This is a genomic window from Nostoc sp. KVJ20, assembly GCF_001712795.1.
Classification (GTDB): Bacteria; Cyanobacteriota; Cyanobacteriia; order Cyanobacteriales; family Nostocaceae; genus Nostoc.
The window spans coordinates 1-22,635 of the sequence record NZ_KV757749.1 but is presented as its reverse complement, the minus strand read 5'-3'; the positions used below and the strand labels follow the sequence as shown (position 1 = coordinate 22,635).

At 42.1% G+C, this 22,635-nt stretch carries 16 protein-coding genes and 1 rRNA gene; 5 read left to right on the top strand and 12 right to left on the bottom strand.

Annotated features, from left to right (window positions below; genetic code table 11):
- Window positions 1–249: 249 nt before the first annotated feature.
- The 7 genes from A4S05_RS34420 to A4S05_RS34385 form a co-directional block, all read right to left on the bottom strand.
- Complete coding sequence (locus tag A4S05_RS34420) at window positions 250–1,641, bottom strand: PP2C family protein-serine/threonine phosphatase (RefSeq protein ID WP_069074256.1); 1,392 nt, start codon at window positions 1,639–1,641, stop codon at window positions 250–252.
- Window positions 1,642–2,949: 1,308 nt separating this feature from the next.
- The gene (ftsY, locus tag A4S05_RS34410) at window positions 2,950–4,599 is read right to left on the bottom strand and encodes a signal recognition particle-docking protein FtsY (RefSeq protein WP_069074254.1); all 1,650 of its coding nucleotides are present in this window, start codon (window positions 4,597–4,599) and stop codon (window positions 2,950–2,952) included.
- 253 nt (window positions 4,600–4,852) lie between these two features.
- Window positions 4,853–5,494 (bottom strand): transcription antitermination factor NusB, encoded by a 642-nt coding sequence (gene nusB / locus A4S05_RS34405; RefSeq protein WP_069074253.1) that lies wholly within the window; start codon window positions 5,492–5,494, stop codon window positions 4,853–4,855.
- A gap of 122 nt (window positions 5,495–5,616) precedes the next feature.
- A complete protein-coding gene (locus A4S05_RS34400) occupies window positions 5,617–6,381 on the bottom strand; it encodes a DUF502 domain-containing protein (protein ID WP_069074257.1) in 765 nt (254 codons plus the stop codon).
- Between the two features lie 533 nt (window positions 6,382–6,914).
- A complete protein-coding gene (locus A4S05_RS34395) occupies window positions 6,915–7,823 on the bottom strand; it encodes a glycosyltransferase family 2 protein (RefSeq protein ID WP_069074252.1) in 909 nt (302 codons plus the stop codon).
- A gap of 76 nt (window positions 7,824–7,899) precedes the next feature.
- On the bottom strand, window positions 7,900–8,742 hold the full coding sequence (locus tag A4S05_RS34390) for a hormogonium polysaccharide biosynthesis protein HpsJ (RefSeq protein WP_069074251.1): 843 nt from the start codon (window positions 8,740–8,742) through the stop codon (window positions 7,900–7,902).
- A gap of 614 nt (window positions 8,743–9,356) precedes the next feature.
- Window positions 9,357–9,830 (bottom strand): hypothetical protein, encoded by a 474-nt coding sequence (locus A4S05_RS34385; protein WP_069074250.1) that lies wholly within the window; start codon window positions 9,828–9,830, stop codon window positions 9,357–9,359.
- Between the two features lie 204 nt (window positions 9,831–10,034).
- Here A4S05_RS34385 and hetZ point away from each other — a divergent pair, with 204 nt between their 5' ends.
- From hetZ to A4S05_RS34370, 3 genes are all read left to right on the top strand, one after another.
- Window positions 10,035–11,240 carry a heterocyst differentiation protein HetZ gene (gene hetZ / locus A4S05_RS34380; protein WP_069074249.1) on the top strand — a complete coding sequence of 402 codons (1,206 nt, stop codon included), beginning with the start codon at window positions 10,035–10,037 and terminating at the stop codon, window positions 11,238–11,240.
- Window positions 11,233–12,210, top strand: coding sequence for a PatU (locus A4S05_RS34375; RefSeq protein ID WP_069074248.1), 978 nt, complete (start codon window positions 11,233–11,235; stop codon window positions 12,208–12,210). The genes hetZ and A4S05_RS34375 overlap by 8 nt, the downstream gene beginning before the upstream one ends.
- A 330-nt stretch (window positions 12,211–12,540) precedes the next feature.
- Window positions 12,541–14,844 (top strand): transglutaminase TgpA family protein, encoded by a 2,304-nt coding sequence (locus tag A4S05_RS34370; protein WP_069074247.1) that lies wholly within the window; start codon window positions 12,541–12,543, stop codon window positions 14,842–14,844.
- Between the two features lie 155 nt (window positions 14,845–14,999).
- Here A4S05_RS34370 and A4S05_RS34365 read toward each other — a convergent pair whose 3' ends face one another.
- Window positions 15,000–15,680: a uracil-DNA glycosylase gene (locus tag A4S05_RS34365; protein WP_069074246.1), complete on the bottom strand. Its 681-nt coding sequence runs from the start codon at window positions 15,678–15,680 to the stop codon at window positions 15,000–15,002.
- Window positions 15,681–15,872: 192 nt separating this feature from the next.
- On the opposite strand from A4S05_RS34365, the gene A4S05_RS34360 reads away from it, so the two are divergent.
- Window positions 15,873–16,559, top strand: a complete 687-nt coding sequence (locus tag A4S05_RS34360) for a phosphoribosyltransferase (RefSeq protein WP_069074245.1) — start codon at window positions 15,873–15,875, stop codon at window positions 16,557–16,559.
- Between the two features lie 41 nt (window positions 16,560–16,600).
- Here the strand turns inward: A4S05_RS34360 and A4S05_RS34355 are convergent, their stop codons facing one another.
- The 4 genes from A4S05_RS34355 to glyQ all read right to left on the bottom strand — a co-directional run bounded on the left by A4S05_RS34355 (window position 16,601) and on the right by glyQ (window position 22,224).
- On the bottom strand, window positions 16,601–17,701 hold the full coding sequence (locus tag A4S05_RS34355) for a tetratricopeptide repeat protein (RefSeq protein ID WP_069074244.1): 1,101 nt from the start codon (window positions 17,699–17,701) through the stop codon (window positions 16,601–16,603).
- A 262-nt stretch (window positions 17,702–17,963) separates the two neighbouring features.
- Window positions 17,964–18,434 carry an NADAR family protein gene (locus tag A4S05_RS34350; protein ID WP_069074243.1) on the bottom strand — a complete coding sequence of 157 codons (471 nt, stop codon included), beginning with the start codon at window positions 18,432–18,434 and terminating at the stop codon, window positions 17,964–17,966.
- 42 nt (window positions 18,435–18,476) lie between these two features.
- Window positions 18,477–20,831 carry a ComEC/Rec2 family competence protein gene (locus A4S05_RS34345; RefSeq protein WP_069074242.1) on the bottom strand — a complete coding sequence of 785 codons (2,355 nt, stop codon included), beginning with the start codon at window positions 20,829–20,831 and terminating at the stop codon, window positions 18,477–18,479.
- 493 nt (window positions 20,832–21,324) lie between these two features.
- Window positions 21,325–22,224: a glycine--tRNA ligase subunit alpha gene (glyQ, locus tag A4S05_RS34340; RefSeq protein ID WP_069074241.1), complete on the bottom strand. Its 900-nt coding sequence runs from the start codon at window positions 22,222–22,224 to the stop codon at window positions 21,325–21,327.
- A gap of 314 nt (window positions 22,225–22,538) precedes the next feature.
- Between glyQ and A4S05_RS34335 the strand changes: the two genes are divergently transcribed.
- Window positions 22,539–22,635 (top strand): 16S ribosomal RNA (locus tag A4S05_RS34335); the annotation flags it as partial.

Genomic DNA, 22,635 nt, shown 5'->3' with positions numbered 1-22,635 from the left:
GCTTTTTAGTCCAAACTCCAGTGAGTAACCCATATTTGAAAACGCGGGACTTATAGGCTATGGAAGCTTTGTATCTCGCTGCACTTTCAGCTTTTAAAAATTCTTCCTTTTAAACTGGGTAATATCCAGAACTATGGCTCCTGAGCTTGTCATTGGCGCAGCCTCACTTAGAGAAAGAAAGTATTTCCTCCTGCCTCCTGCCTCCTGCCTCCTGCCTCCTGCCTCCTGCCTCCTGCCTCCTGCCTTCTTTTATAAAATTTGCAGAACAACTAGTGTCATATCATCAGTGTTTTGCTTCCCATCACCAATGAATTGCTGAACTTGATCAAATAGGTAATCCACAATCTCCTCTGGCCCATTGCAGTACTTACAAGCAGTATTGAAGCTAGCGACAAAATTATCTTCATCGAAGCGATCGCCACCAGCGGCAGCAGCATCAGTCAAACCATCTGTATAGTAGATAATTGTATCTCCAGGTTCTAACTGTGCCTGGGCATCCTCATATTGGCTGTTAGCATCCAAACCGATTAGCATTCCGAGAGTATCTAAACGGCTGACAGTTTTTGTAGCTGCGTGCCACCACAAGGGAGGATTGTGTGCTGCATTGCTATAAGACAAAATTCGGTTATGGGGATTATATTCTGAATAAAATAGCGTTACAAAGCGGTGGGAATTTTCCAAATCCGCATACATAACTCTATTTAAGTTTTGCAGAATTCCTGCTGGGGAATTACCATGTAACACTTCTCCCCGTAACATTCCCCGCATCATCGTCATAATCAGCCCAGCGGGTACACCTTTGCCCATAACATCTCCAATAACCAAACCCCAGCGACTATTTTCCGTGCCGCCTTTGGTCTTGGACTGAATCTTATTGTGATTGGTAGCAATAAAGTCGTAGTAGTCTCCGCCAACGCGATTGGCAGGTTTACAGCGTGCCGCTAGGACTACACCGGGGATTGTGGGACATTGACGTGGCAAAAGCCGCCGTTGAATTTCTGCGCCAATTTCTAGTTCTTGGTCTAGGCGTTCTTTTTTTCTGAGTTCTACAGCTAGTTCATCGTTTTCGATCGCTACTGCTGTTTGGTCTGCCACTAACCTAACTAACTTTTGCCTAGTTTCTGTCCAACTATATTCCGGATCGCGGCTCAAAACATAGAGCCATCCCCGTTCTGTATGCTTCACCAGAATCGCCGTACCAAAGATTTGCACATCTGGCCCCAAATAGCGATGCATCTGGTCATCCAAAATCCCCGTGGCATTGGCTAGAGGCGCACTATTGGGCAAAAGCGTGATTTGACTACTGGCTATTTCTAGCGCTTTGCGGATATTCTTGCGCTGACCACTATCTTGCCAATGTAACTGTTCTAACCTGACTTGACCATTAGGTTTGTAGAGAAACAGGGCGCTGCCGTCTGCATCTGTCACTCTTGTTGCCATCAGCGGTATCAGTTCCAAAAACTGATTCAAATTATTGAAACTTCTCAGGGCAAATCCTAAAGAACTTAGCAAATCTTGAATTTTGTTCTGTTCCCGGTGCAACCTTGCCACGAGTTCTTTAAGTGCTACGACTGGTGTGACATCTGTCGCGGCACTACTATTGCTGTCAGTGGGTTGAGAGGGCAGTTGAGACACAGGCACAGGTATTATTGCACTTTATATTGGCAGATTATTAGATTACTTATAAACTTTTTGGCTTTGGCATTGCTAAACCATATTTAGACAAGACTTGTCATTTTAGCAAGAGTATAAAGACGTAGCAGACAAATTTTATAAGTATTTTATTTGCTTATTGTATTTATGATGGAATATTAGCAATTCCAAATCATGTATTTTTAGTCCAAACCCAACCAGTAAAAATTACTAGTTTCGATGATAGTTCATAAAGATTTTCATTTTTCCATAACTTAATTTCCAAAGCATATCTCTAAAGTCATAAAAATACTTTGTTCAAAGAATAATTCCGAGTGACTGTTTGGAAAGATGTAACTAGGAGACTATAAGTCTTCTGAGTCAAAACCTCTAGTAGTTCTCCAATCAAGCTTAGTTTGGTAAAAAACCGACTTACACTCATTCCCAAACCTGAGAATATGTAAATAAGTCTTCAAATACTTAATTGGTATACCATAATTGCTGGGATAATTGCCAAAATCGAGTTTTTCCATTTTAATTTTCTCGTTTTGCGAATTCTGAGTTGCTGAAGATGCAAAACTTAAACGCATTGAAACGGAATAAAAATAAGATAACCCAATCTCGTGAGCCAGCAATAATACACTTAAAACATTAGCCTGTAATTGATTTTAGGGTTAAGCCATTTGGTAAGTGTAGGATAGGAATACAAAAGATGACACTAAATCTAAAAAAATATCCTCCAATAACTTTAAGTCAAAAACCAGAAAGAGTGTTCTTGTTTAACCATGAGAATTCAAACCTCTCAATTTACTAAAAATATTTGTAGATACTTTCGCAAGTAGGAGATGAGAATACACCTGAGAGTGTTGAACCAGCTTACTTACACCAATTCTCTTTTTGAGTCCACAGTGAACGATTCTCCGAAATGCTAATGTTCAGAAACCGTCCTTCTTTAGAGATAAGCTTTGGGCAAACAAATCACCCTCGTAACTCTACTCTTGATTCAGCTATATGCAGCCTGCCATATTGCTTCTCCGTAGGAGTACAAGTAGTCATAGCTAGCAACAGTCACCGAGGGAGGAGAACCCTCCCGCAGTGTCGCAACTAAATGCCCGTGTTGCTACATTTAAAAAGCCCATTCAGGGCATGGAAAAAGGACATTAGCTTGAAATTTTAGCAAAAGTCACCCATTTGTTGTAAGAAACTCATGGTTTTAGGACTTCAACTGTTTCTAGTTAGTTCAAGTGATAATACCAGATCAGTTATCCCTAAATTTATCAATTTGTCAAGAAAAATTTTTAACTTCAAATTTTTCAACTAGCCACTCAAGAGAGCTTCGACAAACTCATAGCTCGAAAAGGGACGCAGGTCTTCAATTCCTTCGCCAGCACCAATAAAGCGAATGGGTAAACCTAGCTGCTGCACAACTGCAAGGGCAACGCCGCCTTTAGCAGTTCCATCCAACTTGGTTAAGACAACGCCACTCAGTTGAGCCGCTTGGGAGAAAACTTCGGCTTGCCGTAGTCCATTTTGCCCTAAAGTGGCATCTAGAACCAAAAGAGATTCTACTTTGGCATTTGGGGCTTTTTTGTCGATAATTCGCCGGATTTTGCCGAGTTCATCCATTAAATTTTTCTTGTTTTGCAGTCGCCCTGCTGTATCTACTAGAAGTAATTCCGTTTGACGCGCTTGGGCGGCTGCGATCGCATCAAAGACAACTGCTGCCGGATCTGTATTCTTTCCCGGATTGGCAATTACATCGACGCCACTTCTACTACCCCAAACCTTCACCTGTTCCACAGCAGCGGCGCGGAAGGTGTCTGCCGCCCCAATCAAGCATTTATAACCAGATTTTTGTCCTAGATGGGCAATTTTGCCGATGGTAGTGGTTTTGCCGGCACCATTCACCCCAGTGATTAACCAAATATTTAGGGTTTCTTTTTCTGGGGTAAAGCTAGTTTTGTGGGATGTTTTGCTCGGTGCATCCAGCATATCCCGCAGGATTTTTTTCAAGTAAGCGATCGCTTCTTCAGGTGCGGTAACTTCTTCTCGAAGTTTTGTCTGTAGGGCATTGATAATAAAGTCTGTCGCCTCTACACCCACATCAGCTTGCAGGAGCAATGCCTCAATTTCCGTCACAGCAGCCTGGTTAAGAGGCCCTTGACCGACGATCGCCTTCAGTTGGTTAAGAATACTACGACGAGTTTTGTCTAACCCTTGCCGGAGCTTTTTCAGCCAAGTAATTTCTTCAATAGAAACGTCTTCTGGATTTCTACCTTGAGCTGCTAAAACTTTCGCCGACCAGACAAACCCATCATCAAATAGCAGTCCGGGAATTTCCTCTCCTGTTTCTGTTGTAGCTACTGGCTGTACTACCTCCGGTTCTGGAACTTCAATGGCGGTAGCTATTAGTTGTTCCAGCTTGGCTTGCCGTTCTGCCGCCGCCCTTTCTAAGAAGGATGGTGCTGTTGGCTGTGTTGCCTCTGGTGTCGCTAGTGGTTCGGTGGGCGTTGGTTCAACTTCACTTAGCGTTACTTCTGGGCTGGCGACATTTGGCTGATCAGTAATTGCCGCGACTGAGGAATCTTCTGTAATTTCTTCCTCAGTCGCAGCTTGGATAACTTCTGGCTGTGTTGTTTCTACAGTTGTATTAACAAGTTCCTCAGTTGCTTCTGGTTCGGTAATTTCTGCAATTGCCGTTTCTGGAGTTTCAGGTTGTACTGATGGTGCTGAGGTATCTGCTGAATCAGATGGGGTTTCTACTACCTCAGCTTGTTGTTTTTGCTGAATATTTTTGTAGGCAGCTTTAGCAAACGCCAACAAGTCTGCCGTCGAGTCTGGTGCAGTTTCAGCAGTTGGTGTTGATGTTTCGGCTGGCTCTGGTTGGGGTTCTTGTACAGGAGGAGTTTTTTCCTGTTTCTGATCAGAGGAATCGTTATGTTGACGACGGAACCAATTAAATACCATTGCAGCAGTATTAGTTATATGAGTTATAAGTTATAAGTTATGAGTTTAATTTAACTTTGCACTTTTTCTTGGGGTGAAAACTTCCGGGTTATCCTCACCTTTGGGCAGCAGTTTCCGGAAAATCCTTTACAACAGAAGTTTTCCTGCGTTCACGCAGTGTCTCGAAGGGAGAAATTCCGCTCGGAGGAAGCCGCAGAAGCGGCTACAAATTTTTCTCCATAGCAGTATAGAAATTACGAATTACGCAGTGGTACTATGCTGTTTTTTTCTGCTCAGTGACTCGGCGCAAAACACCGTTAATAAATCGATGCCCATCGTCTCCACTGTATCGTTTGGCTAGTTCCACAGCTTCGTTGATGGCGATACTGTCTGGAACTCCTAAGAACTTCATTTCTGCAACGGCGATTTGCAAGATGTCGCGGTCAATTTGGGCGAGGCGAGTTACTTGCCAATCTACTAAGGCAGCAGAAATGAGTTCATCTATAATGTGTCGATTTTCATTGACGGTAATCACAAGCTCTTTCGCGTAATTCCGAACTCCCTTGTCCTGATTAGCTAACTGAATCAATACTGGGAACTCAACTGCCGTACCCAACTGATTGATTGCTGTCTGGGTGCAAGCGATCGCTTCTTGAAGCATTGTTCTGGCAGAATTCAGGTCGGAAGCTCGAGTTTGGCTACTTAAAAGGCGATCGTTACTGCGTTGGAGTTCCCCTGCGGCATTATCGAGGGTATCTTGTACTTCTGTAGTCAGAGTGCGTACTGCTCCTAGCACCAACTTGGATACTAGTTGATCGTCTTCCAATTTATCTAATTTTTTTGGGTTGACTGGCAATTGGCTAAGGCTTAAAAGCGCCAATTCACGAGCAATTTGCTGGGGTTTACGAGGTTGCATAAAAGTGATTGGTGATTGTGCGAGAACTGATTAACTTGGCTGGACAAACTTACAAGTCTATCAATTTTGGCACAGTCAAACAACAACATTACGGATTTGCTTGTGACTTTGCCAGATTGATTTTAAGTTTCTTCAACGGGAATAGCTTGCTGCTTGATTTCGTTGTGTTTCACCTCCAAGGTTGACTCTTTGGGGAAAACCAAGGGTGTATTGGGGGCGACAATGCCACCTGATACAACTATTTTAAAGGCGTCTTCAATGGACATGGAGAGGTTTACCACTTCGTCTTCAGGAACGACTGCGTACCATCCAGTAGTCGGATTCGGGGTGGTGGGGATAAAAACACTTAGCACGGGGCGAGGCATTTGGGCTTGGATATCACTGCTAATTGCACCAGTGACAAAGGCGATCGCCCAAATTCCTCGGCGGGGATACTCTATCAAAATTACCCGGCGAAACTTGCCATTAGAATCTTTTAGTATTGTTTCTAAAAGTTGTTTGAGAGTTTTGTATACCTGTCCAGCTAAGGGAATTGCCTGTAAAAACCGCTCACCAAAATCTAGTAACCAGCGTCCAGCAATATTCCGAGCCATCAAGCCCATTAGAAGGATACACAGTAGTGGTACAGTTAATCCTACTAATAAATTCAGTAGATTTACTAAAAGTGGATTTAACCCATCAAAGGGATTTAGTTGTTTGGGAATTTGGGTGAGGAAGTTGATTACCCAAGTAGCAATGGTAATTGTCAGCCAGATAGTGGTTGCTAGGGGAATTACTACCAACAAACCAGCAATCAGGTCGTTTTTTAAGTCCTGTTTTAGGCGATCGATTACCAAGCTCCGATTCTCCTGTTTTAAGCTAGAGGAACTTTTGTTATTGGTATCCATACCAGCAGATTTGTCAAATTCAGAAGACTTTAACTTTAGGCAGTTTTTGCCACAAGTAACTGTCCAAAACGCTAGCAAGTTGGTGCTGCCGCAAAAACACGCACTTGTTGCTGTAAATCAGCTATTTTCCTATAAGCATACACATAGACCTTAACCAATACGATGGCGACTGGTTATTTTCAGAGGATGTTACTTTTCTTTGCAAGACTTGTAAATGATTGTTGCAAGTCCTGAGATATTACTAATCTACCGCGCTCAATCAAAAGCTGCTCATGATTGTGAAAGTACAACAGAGTAGCCTAAATAATTATTTTATCTGGTTATTCACTCACCTTTGAGCAGGAGGGGCTTTTATGAAAATGGTCTGTTAAAAATATTAATTTATCATGGTCGTATTTTTTTAGATGTAAAAGGCAGTAAGGGCGCACAGCTAACTATGCGCCCTTACTTCTGAATTATGATTTTGCGATCGCATACTCGCCTGATCGCTGCTTGTTTATTTTTCTAGGAATCCTTCTAATCTCTAGTCCTCTTTATGCCGCATCAACCTGTGTAGTTTCAGAATCTACGCACTGTAACTGTTGTGTACTCTCTTGTACCAAAATTCCTGTTGCGTCTAAATTAGGTTTTGGTAGATACTTCATTTCCCAGACTTTGAGCAAAATTAGATATTCGTAGAATGCCTGCAATGTACACCAAGCGATTCCAGCGCGTCCATCTAAACAGCCACCTAAGATAAAATACATATATACAAACCGTAGCAACGGTCTAGCAGGTAAACGTAAAGACAAATCTTTTAGGGCGCGGCGTTTTTCGACTTCCGATTTACCAAAGAATAAATCTTGCCAGTTAACCTTTCCCTGTTCTAGTTGATACAATGTTTCTTGAGCTTCATCCGTGGAATAACGGTTGTGCTTGTCAATCCAACGGCTCAAACCTTTACTACAAGTGTAGTGTGGGTATGTTTCTTTTAAAAAGCTAGTTGCACCGTCACAAACTTCCCGCTCAGTATGACCATAGTCTGAAAACCACACTTTCCCGTGGCGGAAGAGTCGCATTTGGTAGCGGGGATACTGTGTGCTGTAGCGAATCCAATGATTCATGAACATCACACGTTCAGCCACATAGTAACCAATGTAGTCTGGATTCTGACTTGCCTTTTCACACTCTGCAAACAGTTCTGGTGTCATGCGCTCGTCAGCTTCGAGGATGTAAACCCATTGGTGCTTTGGGGGGATAGACTCTAACATCCAGGTGCGTTGGCGTCCGTGGCTTTCAAAAGCGTGTTGAACGACGCGGATAGGATAGCGACTAGCGATTTCCACAGTGCGATCGCTACTGCATGAGTCCACAACAATGATGTCATCCGATAGCATCGCCGATTCGATACAAGCAGCAATATCTAACTCTTCGTTATATGTCAGTATGTAAATTGAGAACATTACCCAAGTTTTATAGTTAAAAGTTAAAAGTTAGGAGTTAGGAGTTATTCTTCCTAACTCCCCACTCCTGAAAGGATTAGCGTGCAGTAGCTCTAGGTTTACCACCTTGTACAGCACCCCTACCTCTTAAGCCTGTCCAGCCGATGATAATGTAACCAATAGACAACAGCAAACTGCTAATCCCAATCCGCAGTCCAGACTTCCAAGCAGTATCTTTAGCTTGTTGCAGTGCTTCGTCTCTGCGCTGGCGAACTTGGCTCAATTGTTGAGTTTGCAGCGTTTGAATATCTGTTTGTTGCTCGATAGCTTTCTCAAGTACTTGAGGATCTGTTTTAGCCTTCTTCAGTAACTCTTTGATGTTTGCGGGAATTTGAGGGCTTTCAAGTGCTTGCTTATATCTTTGCTCATCTTTGAGGATTTCACTGAACTGAGCTTTGGTTTGGTTTCGCAGCTGCTCTAGTTGAGCTTTTCCTTGCTCAGTATTCAGTTGTGCTTGCAATTGCGATAACCGAGTATTCAGTTGAGTTTCTGCCTGATCTGCTTCTTGGGTGATTCGGTTGAGTGTTTGAGTCTTAGCTTGATTGACGTTATTGAGGTGTAGGGGAAAAATCAGCAAGAACATCAACCCTAAAATACTTGAGATGATCAGAGCAGGCAATCTTAAATCGATACCTTGGGGGCGATCGCTTCCAGCATCAGCACTATCAAACCAATACCCTGCAAATAAAAGCCCCAGTCCTACCAGAGGAACAATTCCCCGATCAACTAGCGCTGTTGCCAAATTGATTTGCCATACCCGATCAGTCGGTTGAAAGGGTAACAATAGAATCAAAAAGTCAACGAAAAAGGACAAAATGCAGATTATTCCAACTACCTTAACTGTGAGGGCAGTACTCACGGAAGTAAAACGGTTAACCATAGTTTTTCAAACTGGCGGTGAATACGAGTGATTTTCATATTTCAAGCTACTTAAATATTGTGCCCATGACCGTGACTGTTGTGTAGAAACACAAAGCAGATTCAATACTGGTAAAGGCTATCTGCCTCTTGGTTTTCAACTAGGCCACAGTAACATTTGTTATGTACAGTGTCTTCAGAAAATTCCTGGTATTCTAATATACAATATTAACACGGTGCTGAAAGAAAAAACTCATCAATTACTCAAATCACCTAATAGTAGTTCTCAATCGGTCGTGTAACTTCACACCATAAATAAAATAGTCCCGATAAAAAGCAAGATTCAATTCTCCATCTTCGTCATAAATCAGCCACGACTTAGGGAGGTAATATTTTTGGATCGGGGACATTTCACGAATAAACTCTGGTTCAATGGAAAACTAAAACTAAAAAATGTTCACTGATAACTGTTTATTAACCAATTTTAGGTTTCACCAAGGTTGAGCCAGTAACATGGTGTAAGGGAAAGAAAAAAAATTCTTTTCTCCTCAACTTAGAAAACTTTTTTCAATGAATTTGAGATTTAAAAATTTGGATGTGGGATTGTATTTAAAAAATCTCACATCCAAATTTTTTCTATGCAATATCAGGGGGTATCTGTTTTGGCGATCGCTGTTGTCGCAACTGTTGTTGCATGAGTTTTTCTAGTTCAGAGCGCCGAACTTCAACGGTATGAGTGGTCTTACCCGGCGTCTCCAAAAAAACGATACTATCTACGGGTTCTAATGCCACCAATTGAAACAAAATATGGGTGACAGGAACAATTTTAGCTAGCATTTGAGGGTCAAGCCCAGCAGGGGAAATTAGAGAGACATCCTGTATGGTAGGGAAAGCATAAATCACACGCTTTTCCAATCCTGGATTAGCACGATTGCTCAACGTAGTTAAAACCCAGCTTGACTCCGAATTTTGGAGAATATAGTACTGGGAGTGACGTAATTTTTGAGCGATCGCTCTAAGGGCAGGAGCAATTGCTGCAATCAGATTTGGTGTTATACCATCGCGGGGTGCATTGTCAATCAGCAATTGAATTTGTGCTTCTAAATCCATAATGACTTGTATACGGCTCCTGGGTAATGGCAATAACATCTATCAAAGTGTGAACAATCCCATCAAAGTTGGGAATAATAAAATCAGCCACATCCTCAATGTCGGATTGGTCTGCGTTTAGCTTATACGTAAAACTCAAAAAGCCAATACCCACAGTCGTACAGGTTGTATTTAAATACTTAGGGTCTTTTGAAAACCGAGACTATGAATTCAGCCGCAACCGCAACTATTCCATCTGCAACTATTCTGGGAGACAATTCTAAAGGCGTGGAGGTGATCTTTCAACTCCTGTCCAAGGAGTTTCAGCAGTCAACCAAAGCTTCGGAAAAAAATTGCCACGATGTCGCAACACGTATTACTACCGAAGTCTACCGGATTTGTCATGAAAGCAAACGCATTCAAGCTTCTGGGTCTGTAGAAAGCTCGGCAATGACCCTGGCTCGGCATCGGCTGCAACAATGTCTCAGGTACTATCAGTTGGGTTCAAATCGGGGCAGGGTAGAATTACACAGTACTCTGAGTGCAATTATTTATCGATACATTAATCCCCCTCAGAGACAATTGAGCTATCAAGGGCGGCTGACCATAATTGAAGATTTTCTCCAGAGTTTTTATCTGGAAGCGTTGAATGCTTTCCGCCGAGAAAATCAACTTGGTGCTACTTATCGCCCTCAGACACTCTTGGAATTGTCCGAGTATATGGCATTTACCGAGCGCTACGGCAAGCGACGCATTCCTTTACCAGGCCGTCAGCAGCAGTTAATTATCCTTCGGGCACAAACTTTTTCCCAACAGCAGCCCCCGGAAACTAGTGTAGATATAGAACAAGCCGCAGAAGGTAGCAATAATGAAGGTGACGGTTCTTGGGAAGAACCAGCAGTGCATCAATTACGCTCCACAATGGCGACGCAAGCTGAACCCGAACCCGAAGAAGACACCTTGCGCTCCGTTGTCGTTACGGAATTAATGAATTATCTCGAACAACGGCAACAATCTGACTGTGCTGATTACTTTTCCCTTCGCCTCCAGGATTTATCAGCACAGGAAATTGAGTCGGTTTTGGGTTTAACTCCTCGTCAAAGAGATTATTTACAGCAGCGCTTTAAGTATCATTTGATTCGGTTTGCCTTGTTGCACCGTTGGGAATTAGTTCACGAGTGGCTGGAAGCTTCTTTGCACACCAATTTGGGCTTAACTCCCCAGCAATGGCAAGTATATACAGCACAGCTGGACAATAAGCAACGGTCTTTATTAGAGTTGAAGCAACAAGGACAAGCTGATGAAAAAATAGCAAAAACTTTAGGGCTGTCAATGGCACAACTTCAAAAACGATGGTTTAAGATTCTTGAGCAAGCTTGGGAAATTCGTAACTCATTAGTTTCCGGATCAGGTGCATCTACTCATGAATAGTGACTCAGAATCCTTACAACACCAGTGTCTCGGTTGGTTATTGACAGATGATGTCAAAAATAACGAGCAATCGGTAGAATGTGAGGAAAATGACGGGGTAAAAAACCTCCTCAAGGAAGCCACCGCTTCAAAAAGCAGTGAGCCAAAATTGGGAGGAACACCCCAGGCCTTTCAATTGGGAGAAATTCCTACTGTGCAAGATCGTTTTCAAGCCGTCCTTAAGCATCGGTTACAAATCCAAGCCCAAGACCACCCACCGTTGTTTCCCTGGGAAACACAATTAATCGATTATCCTGATTTTGTTGATGAGCCGTCAATGACACTCGTTCCTACGTGGGGATGGATGGTACAACAGTCAAAGTTGAACTTACCGACTCGCTTACCGGAAAGAGTTTTCCAACAATTGCTAGAACAGTGTCAGGCTTTGGTGACATCTTCAGTGCCGTTGGGGGCAAAATTAGTTCAAGTGGTGGAGAACTTTTTTCCCAACGAGTCTCAAGCACTAAATGACATAGCTGGACTGGTGCTAAGAAGCACCTATCGCTCTGTAAATACTCTGGAGACAATGCCCACTATTCAGAGCGATTACTCAGATTTACAACCGCGTCAACAGATGGCTTTGTCGTTGCTAGCAGCTAAACAACTGCTGGAAAATCTGACTCTACCACTTTCAGCAACCAGTCCAGTGGTTGAAAGAGAATGGCTAACCAGTGTTGGTACTTTGAACATCAGAGTAGAGTATCAGTCTCTAGGTAAACTTACAAAGTTACTTGTTCAAGCTGAGTTACCCGTTAAAGGAACTTTAACGCTGCGGGGAAGTGGCACATTAGCAATGGCAACATCTTCAACTTCAGAATACTTAAGTGTAGAGTTAAGCTGCGAGCAACTTAACCCAATTTATACCCTAGAAGTTGAGTTTCCAGAAATAGACCAACAGCCATTGTTGTTCGTCATTAATCCCACGATTTAGTTTAAATTACCACCGCTAGCACACTACGTCGCCCAACGCCGACATATATTAAGAGGATTTTCCTAGTTTTGAAGCTCATCCTATTTTTCAACAAGCGGTCATTAGGGTGTCTACGAGAAGCAGTTATTACAAAGACACAAGGACACGGAGAAATTTGATCGTTTCTCCGTGTCTCCATGTCTCTCTCACCATATCTTCTTGCTTCGCCGATCTCCCCATATCTATCATTTTTTTGACACAGTAGTAGGGTAGCCAATTACGTCCCCCGCATTGTGTCTGTCGCATCTACATCATTGCTTCCATTAGACTCAAATGTTTAACTTATCCAGGATGAATCGGTTTTGGCGTCTCCCTGTAGGTAATTTTTGGCGACAAAATCCGCAGGGGTCGCCTTTGATAGAAGTAGAAGATTCAATTTCCTTGCGGGTGTTGGTGCTAGCGTTGGTTATTTTGGGAATTGTAGCGACGGATATCGCCGCTGAGACTTCATTTAGTTTTTGGGCGTTACCCTTAAGTGTAGTAGGCGCGATTTGGAGTTACTATCGTCGCTGCGATCGCAATGTTGCAGTTAAGTTCTGCATCGCCATTGGAATGCTAGTAGCACTGGGTGCTTTTTTTGGGCGATTAGTGGGGGAGTTAAATGATACGCGGTTGAGCTTGGCAGAGTTATTAATTCAACTCCAGGTGTTGCATAGCTTTGATACACCCCGCCGCAAAAATTTGGGCTATTCAATTGTTATAGGACTGATTTTATTGGGTGTGGCAGCAACCCTAAGTCAGACTTTAGCATTTGCACCTGTGTTGCTATTGTTTTTAGCGATCGCTTTACCAACTTTAGTATTAGATTACCGCTCACGTTTGGGTTTGCAACCATTAAAAACTCAAAAGGAAAAATTCAATAAGAATAATTCCTCAACTCTTAATTTTAAATTTTTAATTCTGAATTTTTTGCTAATTGTCGGTCTGGGACTGGCAATTTTTGCTGTTTTACCGAGATTTCCTGGCTATCAATTACGGAATTTTCCTGTAAGTTCTGCTATTCAAGTAAAAGGTAATTTCACAGGACGTAGTATCATTAATCCCGGTTATGTCCGCGAAGGCAATGGTAATGGTCAAGGCGGTGGTAGCGGTGGTACAGGGCAAAACCAAGCTGGTCAACCAGGAAAAGTAGATAATAACTTTTATTACGGTTTTAATAGCCAAATTAATCAAAACTTGCGTGGCGAGATGAAACCTAAAGTTGTGATGCGGGTGCGATCGCAAGCTGAGGGTTTTTGGCGGGTGCTAGGATTTGACCGTTATACAGGTAAGGGATGGGAAGTTTCTCGGAATGAAGATGTTACGACTATTAGGCGATCGCCTTGGTCTTACCAAATTTTTCTTCCCCCACCTCTGATTACTACTAAAACCCAGGAGATAGTACAAACTTATACAGTAGTAGCGGATTTGCCTAACCTAATTCCAACGATGGCTTATCCCAAAGAGATTTACTTTCCCACACCGATGATCGCAGTTGATAAAGAAGACGGATTGCGATCGCCTGTGGAATTATCAGAAGGACTAACCTACACTGTAATTTCCGAAGTACCATACCGCGATCGCACTTTATTAGGTCAAGCTTCGACAAAATATCCGCAACAGATTAAGAAGCATTATCTGCAAATTCCTCCCGAAATTTCTGAAAAAGTCCGGCAACGCACCGAAGAAATCCTCGCCAACTATAATCAGGAACGAGTTGCAAAGTCTTCTAAAAGCCTAGATTCACCCTATGAAAAGACTCTCTACTTAGCTCAATACCTAAAGCAAAACTACTCTGTTCCCCAAAATCCCTTAGAACTGCCTTATTTAAGTGAAAAAGAAGACTTGGTAGAAGCTTTTTTGTTCAAGTATAAAGGAGGCTATCCAGACCATTTTTCGACAGTTCTCACGGTGATGCTGCGTTCCATTGGTATTCCAGCACGATTAGTAGCGGGGTTTAGTGCTGGACAGTTTAATCCATTTACAGGGCTATATATTGTCCGTAATACTGATGCTTATGCGATGACGGAAGTGTATTTTCCTAAATATGGCTGGTTTGCCTTCGACCCCATTCCCAATCATCCCCTGATTCCCCCATCTATTGAAGACACTCAGACTTTTAGTGTCTTGCGCCAATTGTGGAATTGGGTTGCTGGGTGGTTGCCTTCTCCGGTGACAGGTTTGTTGAATAATGTATTTGAGACAATATTTAGGTGGGTGATTAGAGCGATCGCTTGGTTTATCGCTTTATTTTCTCAAGGTTGGTTTGGCGTATTGACTGGCTTAATTTTAGCAACCACAGCAGCTTTCTTTGGTTGGCTCGGTTGGGGTCAGTGGCGAGAGTGGCGCAACCGTCGATGGTTAAAGAAATTGCCAGCGATGGAAAGCCTGTATCAACAAATGCTGCAATGGACAACCCAAAAAGGTTTGGGTAAGCATCCAGCACAAACACCATTAGAGTATGCCAGAGTCTCATACCAGCATCACGCCCCTGCAACTGCTGAGGTAATAGATGAGATTAGCCAAGCCTATGTTGGCTGGCGTTATGGTGGTCATACGCCTAACTTGAAGCGACTGCGAGAAAGATGGCAAGGTTTGAAAAAGACTGCTAAGTGATTCATCAATGAGTCCTGTACAAAGGTTATCTATTCGGCAACCTTTTTGATAAATTGCAACTAATAGCACTTTTCACAATTCCTGAAATATAAATTGCCCCTACAGCGTGTAATTTGGCGTAAGTCTTATAAAATCTAAAATCCAAAATTGAGTCATTAGATGTTATTTTGGATTTCGTCTAACTTGGCACGCACTGCCTGAATATCTTGCCACATCAACCATTTCGGCGCACCTCTTTCCTTGGAAGGGTTACGCAACAAGTAGGAAGGATGAAAAATTGGCATACATAAACGTCCTTCCCACTCTAGCCACTGACCGCGAATTTTCGTAATCCCTCGCTTATCGCCAGTGATACCTTTGACAGCAGTTGCACCTGTTAACAGAATTATTTTGGGGTCAACTAGGCGAATTTGTTCTAGTAAGTAGGGTAAACAAGCCGCCACTTCTACAGGAGTGGGAACTCTATTATCTGGTGGGCGACATTTATTGATATTGGCAATGTATACATCATGATCAGTAGTCAGATTCACTGATGCCAAAATTTTCTCCAACAACTGCCCTGATCTGCCCACAAACGGTAAACCCGTTTCATCTTCATTTTGACCAGGCGCTTCTCCTATAACCATAATTGGGGCTTTGAGATTACCGCGTCCGACAACCGCATGAGTCCGAGTGTCCCCTAATGGACAACGGTGACAGCGATCGCAATCCTGTTTCAACTCCGTTATGCCAGAATAAGTTCCCGGAGCGATCGCAATTTTCGCGTCTGTAGGAATCAGTTCTCGTTGGTTAAAGCTTGAGTCGTCGAAGAGGCTGAGTTGGGTTTCGCTGCTCATGAAAATCAGGATTTTGGCATCAGCGCTAGCTGCTTATCTGAGTTAAATACTCGCTCTGGTTAGAGATTTATCAGAATAAATAGACTATCGCTGAATACTTAATTATTTATACAAATCTTATTGTATCAGTTAATTTGAGACAAAATTCAGTCATGATAAAAGCAATGCCGTCCTAAGATGCTGGGGAAAACCATGTCACATACCCCACTTTTTGCTGATCGCACCCATGCGGGTGAGATATTAGCGCGAGTAATCCATGATGTTTTAACTCAGCAAACTATTGATTCTGGGGTAAAGCCCGTACCAATTGTTTATGCTTTGCCCAGAGGGGGTATACCAGTAGCAGCGCCAATAGCACGTCTTTTGAATTGTCCGTTGACAATCCTCGTAGCAAAAAAGATTAGCCATCCAGAAAACCCAGAGTTAGCAATTGGTGCAGTGACTACTTCTGGAAATGTTATCTGGACTGATCAAAAGCTATTTCGTTTTAAACATGATGGGCGGTGGCGGGAAGTAGCTTTAAATAAAGCGATCAATCAAGCTAAGTTTCTTGAGGCTCAATTAATTTCTGCTTGTCCCCAAGTAAATACACAGGATGCAACACTTATTTTAGTTGATGATGGCATTGCTACAGGTATGACAATAGCGGTAGCAGCAACTGCTCTCAAAGCGCTTTCTCCAGCGGCAGTTTGGCTATGTACTCCAGTAGCGCCACAAAAATTGCTACCCTGGTTAGAACAGTGGGGCGATCGCACAATAGTCTTGGAAACACCAGAACCCTTCCGGAGTGTGAGTAACTTTTATGTCGAATTTCCCCAAGTAGATACATTAGAAGTTCTCTTATATCTCCAGCAACATAAAGACAACGAGAGATATTGATCTGTGCGATTAATTTTGAATTGTTTCTCTATCTCTGTTTTTTAACTATTTAAAGATGTTCCCTGTTGGTATTGCATAGCTTTGGCATAATCACCCAAGGCGTAGCAAGCAACTCTCAGACTGGCAAGAGCTTGTTCTTCACTGCGGCGGTCTTTGAGATTCCTAGCTAACACTAAACGTTCTTCATAATATGTAATTGCTTTGTTATAGTCACCTAAAGCTTCACAAGCAACTCCTAAACTACCTAAAGATTGTTCCTCGCTACGCTTATCTTGAATTTCTTTGGCTAATTGCAAACGATCTTCATAATACTTAATGGCTTTAGCATAATCACCTAAGGCATAACAAGCATTTCCCAGATTTTTTAATACCTGAGAAGCACTGCGAACATTTTTTAAGGAGCGTGCTAGTAATACACATTGCTCATAATAAGCGATCGCTTTTGGGTAATTGTCCAAAGCATACCAAGCATTACCTAAATTCTTGAGTACCTGTTCCTCACCCCAGTTATCTTTGAGTTCCCGCACAATCTCTAGGCTTTGCTGCTGATACTCAATGGCCTGTGTAAAATTGCCCAAAGCTTTATATACCAATCCCAAATTATTTAGTGCTGCCACTTGACTCCGTTTGTCTTGCAGCTGCTTCGTTATTTTTAAACACTTTTCCAGAAACTCAATTGCCTTTTTATGTTCATTCAGGTGGCGGTATGCATTGCCTAGATGGGAAAGTGCTTGCATTTGCACTGCTAAATCTGAGGTGTTATTGAGCAAAGACAAACACTGTTGGGAGTAGGAGATAGCACCTTTGTAGTCTCCAGCGCTGTAAGTTACCAGTGCTAAAAAAGAAAGCACCTGTGCCTGTTTTTGCAAATCCCCAACTGCTTGAAATAGCTCCAAAGATTGTTGTAAAGACTTCATCGCTACTATTAATTCACCAGCTTGCTGCTGTTGAATTCCTTGCCTTAGTAGGTTTGACGCTTCCGATGAATGGTCATCACTTTCCTGTGGAGGTAGTATTTCTGCTTGTGAACCAGAGTCAAATTCATGAGTAATCGTATTACGCTTCACTGGTTTTAGGTATGTTATGGGTAATTGCAGGGGAACTGTATTTTTCGATCTATCATTCCATGCACCTTTAGGCATCAACCCCTTCCTATTAAGTCTGGTGATAAATTTATTGTTCCCAAAACCAGGATGTATCTTTCATCAGACTGGTTTACCACAGCCTAAGTTTAGCGGGGGTGATAGTTTATCGATGAAGCGATCGCTAATAAAAATATTTTTTATAGCAATAGACTACTAAATATTTAAGCCTAGTAATCTTAGTTTTATACCTTTAATTATCTCTCTTCTTCAATTTAGATTCTAGAAATCGATACTGGTGCAAATATTCATAGCAATAATATTATTTAACATTTTTATTATCAACATCTGTATTGTATGTATGGTGTAGGATCTCGCGTACCTCCATTAAAATTTTCCCTAGCATATTTTTACCACTACCATCGGCTCCGCAACCCCAGTAAAAATCTATCGGTGAGTTTTCAACAATTTCTGCATTGCCTGTGGAAAGTAAGATATCCCTAATATCTGTATGGGTTTGAAATTTACACAGCACAGCTTGCCGCATGATGTCATCTTTAACTTGTTCCCAATCTTGACGTAGGGGACGGGTTCTCTCACGTCCCATTTTTGCCGCATCTTTAGGTGTTTTAACTAGACGGATTTGTTCTACATGAAGTGTACCCACAAACTTTTGTGCTTGAAAGTAGTGTTCGCTAGTTGACCAATACAATTCATCTAATTCAAAGCCGTGGGGCGAAAAGTTAGAGAAACAGCCATATTCTTCACGAGTGCTATAAAAATAGATTGTCATAGAAGTTTATACCAGTTTTAATTTACTGAATTTGTGAGTCTTTTATAAAACAGATGATTTATTTTCTGTCGCTTCAATAAACGCTTCAAATTGGCCATTCGGTGTCCATTGAATAGCTCCATCTCTTCCTGTGAAGAACAGTTTTGTTTTACTTTGATTAAGTTCAGATAAATTTTTTGGATCAAATTTGGCAGAAGAAGCGATCGCTACTTGTGGTTGTAGAGCAATAACTAAATCTTTCAAGGATTCAGGGGCACACCAAAGTACTTGTGGGCGAGGTAGACTTCCATTTTTAACTAGTTGTTGAACCTCTTTAGACTTAACATTACCTACTAATAACCAATTCTGATCTAAAATTTGCAATTGTAAGATGGGTAATTGGTCATTAATTAATTGTGCTACTATCGAACCAGCTTTCACAGCTTGACCAACAGCCAAAGGTTGATAAACTCCTTGATTTTTTTGTAGTTCTTGTTGAATTGCCTGAATTGTAATAGCATTTTCTGATTTGGGTGAATATTCATAAAAGTTTTTGATTGGCAAACGTCGCATTAATTCAAACCAAGCATTACTTTCGTTGCCTTGAAAATCAGTTGCGATCGCCCAATTAATTTGATTGACGCCCTGCTGTTGTAAAAACGGTAGGACTGTGAAACGTCCTGTACCTTCATCGCCACTATTAATTACAGTTACAGTACCTCGATCTTGAACTATTACAATTGGTTCCGTACCAGATTCTAATACTGTTATCCTAAACAATGTATTTGTAGAATGCCAAAGGGGGATGAATACTAAACCAATCGCAATCATATTAGCAAACCACCATCGCCGCTGCCACCAAGGCACTAACCAAACCATTATAATCAGTAAATAAATTGTCAGAAGCTGCCAAGTAGATATACTACCTACAGCCACAGAATTTCCTGGCAGGTTGCTAAAAAATTCCACTAGTTTAATTAGCCAATCAGTCGGGTAATGCAACACAGTAGCTAAAAAGCTTCCTGCCTGAGTCCAGATTAACGCTGTTATGGCGCTAATGATGCCGCCTATACTAATGATTGAAACTAGGGGAGTACTAAGAACATTTAGTAATAAACTGTAGGATGGTACAACCCCAAAGACAAAAAGTTGCACAGGTAAAGTCCAAATAGTTGCAGCTAAGGGAACGGCAATCAAAGAAGCGATCGCAGGAGGTAACCATGCTAGACGATTGACTAATGCGGGTACTGTTACGACTAATCCCAGCGTTGCTAAAAAACTCAATTGAAACCCTAAATCCCAAATCCATAAAGGATTAAACACTAATAACAGAGTTGCCGCCAATAGTAGCGAACCCAACTGTTTTACCTTCCTTTTTAATAGCAGCCCTACTAATGCCGCAAAACCCATAATTACCGCTCTGAGTACTGCTGGTTGAAAACCTGTTAAACTCAGAAAAATTATTAAAGCCAAAAAGCCAAGGGTAAATTGCGTTCCTTTTTTTGCCCGCCTTGTTAATTGTAAGATCACACTCAAAATCAAAGAAGTTTGGAACCCGGAAGCTGCCAAAGCATGAGCTAATCCGGCTTGTACAAACAAGTCGCGGATATCGTAGGGTAAATCAACAGCTTTGCTACCTAAAACCATTGCACTGACAAGAGGGCCTTCAGGGACACCCAACCAACGAACTTGCGATCGCACAATTCGCTCCCGAATTTGCCACCATCCCCATTTCCGTTCCTGCTCTAAAACATTTATTTGTCGCCCAATCAAACCAGCAAACGTTCCTTCCTGCTTAAGAAACTTCTGAAAATCGAAACCACCAGGATTGGAAGCTGCCTTTGGTTTGTACAAAATACCAGTCACAGCGATTTGTTGACTAGGGTATAACCCAGTAGCTTGAAGTATAGGCACTGTCACATACAATTTGCCTGTCACCCCTTTTGGAACACCTGCGGAACCTTTTTCATTTTTAACCTCATCTAGCTGAGTCGCTTCCAGCCAAAATTGTCCTCGCTGACTGCGAGTTAAGCGAGGATTACTCGCCACTTCACCGCGAATAATCACAAGTTGTTCTTGATTACTGCTATTTCCAGGCGGGACGAACTGACTAATATCTTTTTCACCTGGTTGCGGCACTCGCCATTGAAAATATAGAGTTGCCAATAATCCCAACAAGCCAGCAGCTAGCCATATTCGAGGATGGGGAATAGTTTGCCAAGTGTTAGGCACTGCTTTATTTTTACTTCCAGCATTTTCTGCTTTCTGAGCAAATTGCCGTAGGATAGTGCGTCTTCTAAAGATAACTGCTCCTACTATCCCCAGAACCAAAATCCACACACCACCCCAAGGAACTGCTGTAAACAGCAACCCAAAAATGTAGCCAAGACAAATAATTACACCACTAGTTTGAATCATAAGATTTTTGTAAAAGCGCCTGAAAACCTGAACTTGCCGCTGATTTAAAAATAGTTAGGGTAGCAATAGAGAAAAATCGGCATTTCTGAATTTGGCTATAAAATTCAAAAATAAAATATTCCAAACTCTTATTATCTGCGCTTCAAGCGTCTCTGGGTGAGCTTTTCATCTCTTTAATCAGCAACAGCGAAAATTTTTTATGCTTCTGGTGAAGTATAGTCCATCAAGTTTATACAAACAAAGCCCGCACAGGCGGGCCTTATCCTTATAGCTTTAATGTTCTAGACTCAATATTTAACCGTATTTCTGTCTTTTAGCAAAAGCCAAATTATTAAAGATATATCTAGCTTAAACCTCAGCACAGCACGGATAAACAGAACATAAAGTCGTAGCAAATTTAATTTGGCAAGACTCTGCGTACCTTTGCGTTCCCTGAGTTTAAAAACGCTATGCTTTCACACAAAGCTGTACTTAGTTCGTGTAGCTACACCCGTTAGGATCTTGGGCTTCCTGTTGAACTCATAGTATCTTTGAGCAACGGAAAACCTAACTTTTCCCTTTGCTCAACATATAAATGAGCCACCTTCCTAGCCAAATGCCGAATCCTGGCAATATAGCGAGTTCTCTCCGTCACCGAAATCACACCTCTAGCATCCAGCAGATTGAACGTGTGTGAACACTTCATTACATAATCTAAGCTAGGCAAGACCAATCCTCGCTCCGTCAATTGGGTAGCTTCCTGCTCATACAAATTAAACAGCGTCAATAGCAACTCAGGATTCGACGCTTCAAAGTTATAAGTAGACTGCTCAATCTCACTTTGCAGGAAAACATCTCCATAAGTAATGTTGTCTGTCCACTGAATCTTTGTAAATGCTTCTACTTGCTGGAGATACATTGTCAGCCGCTCTAAGCCGTATGTAATCTCAATCGACACCGGACGGCAATCAATTCCTCCACACTGTTGGAAGTAGGTAAATTGAGTAACTTCCATCCCGTCTAACCATACTTCCCACCCAGTGCCCCAAGCTCCTACCGTTGCATCTTCCCAGTTATCTTCCACAAACCTAACATCGTGGTCTTCAGGACGAATGCCTAAAGCCCTCAAGGAATCCAGATATATCTCTTGAATATTATCTGGTGATGGCTTAATCAGAACTTGGTACTGATAATAGTGTTGGAAACGATTTGGATTTTCGCCGTAGCGCCCATCTGTAGGACGACGACAGGGTTCAACGTAGGCAACAGCCCACGGTTCTGGCCCCAATGCTCTTAAAAATGTATGGGGATTCTTTGTACCAGCTCCCTTTTCTATATCGTAGGGCTGGGCAATGAGACAACCGCGATCGCCCCAAAACTGATGCAATAAACCTATTACTGACTGAAAATTCACGCTTCCTCCTTCCCTACTTAACACAGTGCATAAACCATTGTTGCCTACAACCCAACACTGTAGCTAGTTTCAGGAGACGAAGAAACAATCCCAAAATATTTTGGAAAAAGTAGTTGACACAAAGAGGTGGGTTCGCTATATTGAATAAGTGCCTGAAGCGGAGCGCGAAAGAGCGACGCCTGAAGGACACCGAACCTTGAAAATATTATAGTTTGAAAGCCATTATACAACAAGTGGCCTGCGTCAAGCAAATAAAGAGAACTAAGCTGAAGTTTTAAAAGAGCAGCTAATTGAGCTATAGAGCTTTCCAATACAAAACGGAGAGTTTGATCCTGGCTCAGGATGAACGCTGGCGGTATGCTTAACACATGCAAGTCGAACGAAATCTTCGGATTTAGTGGCGGACGGGTG

Coding starts and splice junctions, on each gene's coding strand:
- ftsY (WP_069074254.1), bottom strand. CDS start 4,599: ATGGTATTTAATTGGTTCCGTCGTCAACATAACGATTCCTCTGATCAG.
- nusB (WP_069074253.1), bottom strand. CDS start 5,494: ATGCAACCTCGTAAACCCCAGCAAATTGCTCGTGAATTGGCGCTTTTA.
- A4S05_RS34400 (WP_069074257.1), bottom strand. CDS start 6,381: ATGGATACCAATAACAAAAGTTCCTCTAGCTTAAAACAGGAGAATCGG.
- A4S05_RS34395 (WP_069074252.1), bottom strand. CDS start 7,823: ATGTTCTCAATTTACATACTGACATATAACGAAGAGTTAGATATTGCT.
- A4S05_RS34390 (WP_069074251.1), bottom strand. CDS start 8,742: ATGGTTAACCGTTTTACTTCCGTGAGTACTGCCCTCACAGTTAAGGTA.
- A4S05_RS34385 (WP_069074250.1), bottom strand. CDS start 9,830: ATGGATTTAGAAGCACAAATTCAATTGCTGATTGACAATGCACCCCGC.
- hetZ (WP_069074249.1), top strand. CDS start 10,035: ATGAATTCAGCCGCAACCGCAACTATTCCATCTGCAACTATTCTGGGA.
- A4S05_RS34375 (WP_069074248.1), top strand. CDS start 11,233: ATGAATAGTGACTCAGAATCCTTACAACACCAGTGTCTCGGTTGGTTA.
- A4S05_RS34370 (WP_069074247.1), top strand. CDS start 12,541: ATGAATCGGTTTTGGCGTCTCCCTGTAGGTAATTTTTGGCGACAAAAT.
- A4S05_RS34365 (WP_069074246.1), bottom strand. CDS start 15,680: ATGAGCAGCGAAACCCAACTCAGCCTCTTCGACGACTCAAGCTTTAAC.
- A4S05_RS34360 (WP_069074245.1), top strand. CDS start 15,873: ATGTCACATACCCCACTTTTTGCTGATCGCACCCATGCGGGTGAGATA.
- A4S05_RS34355 (WP_069074244.1), bottom strand. CDS start 17,701: ATGCCTAAAGGTGCATGGAATGATAGATCGAAAAATACAGTTCCCCTG.
- A4S05_RS34350 (WP_069074243.1), bottom strand. CDS start 18,434: ATGACAATCTATTTTTATAGCACTCGTGAAGAATATGGCTGTTTCTCT.
- A4S05_RS34345 (WP_069074242.1), bottom strand. CDS start 20,831: ATGATTCAAACTAGTGGTGTAATTATTTGTCTTGGCTACATTTTTGGG.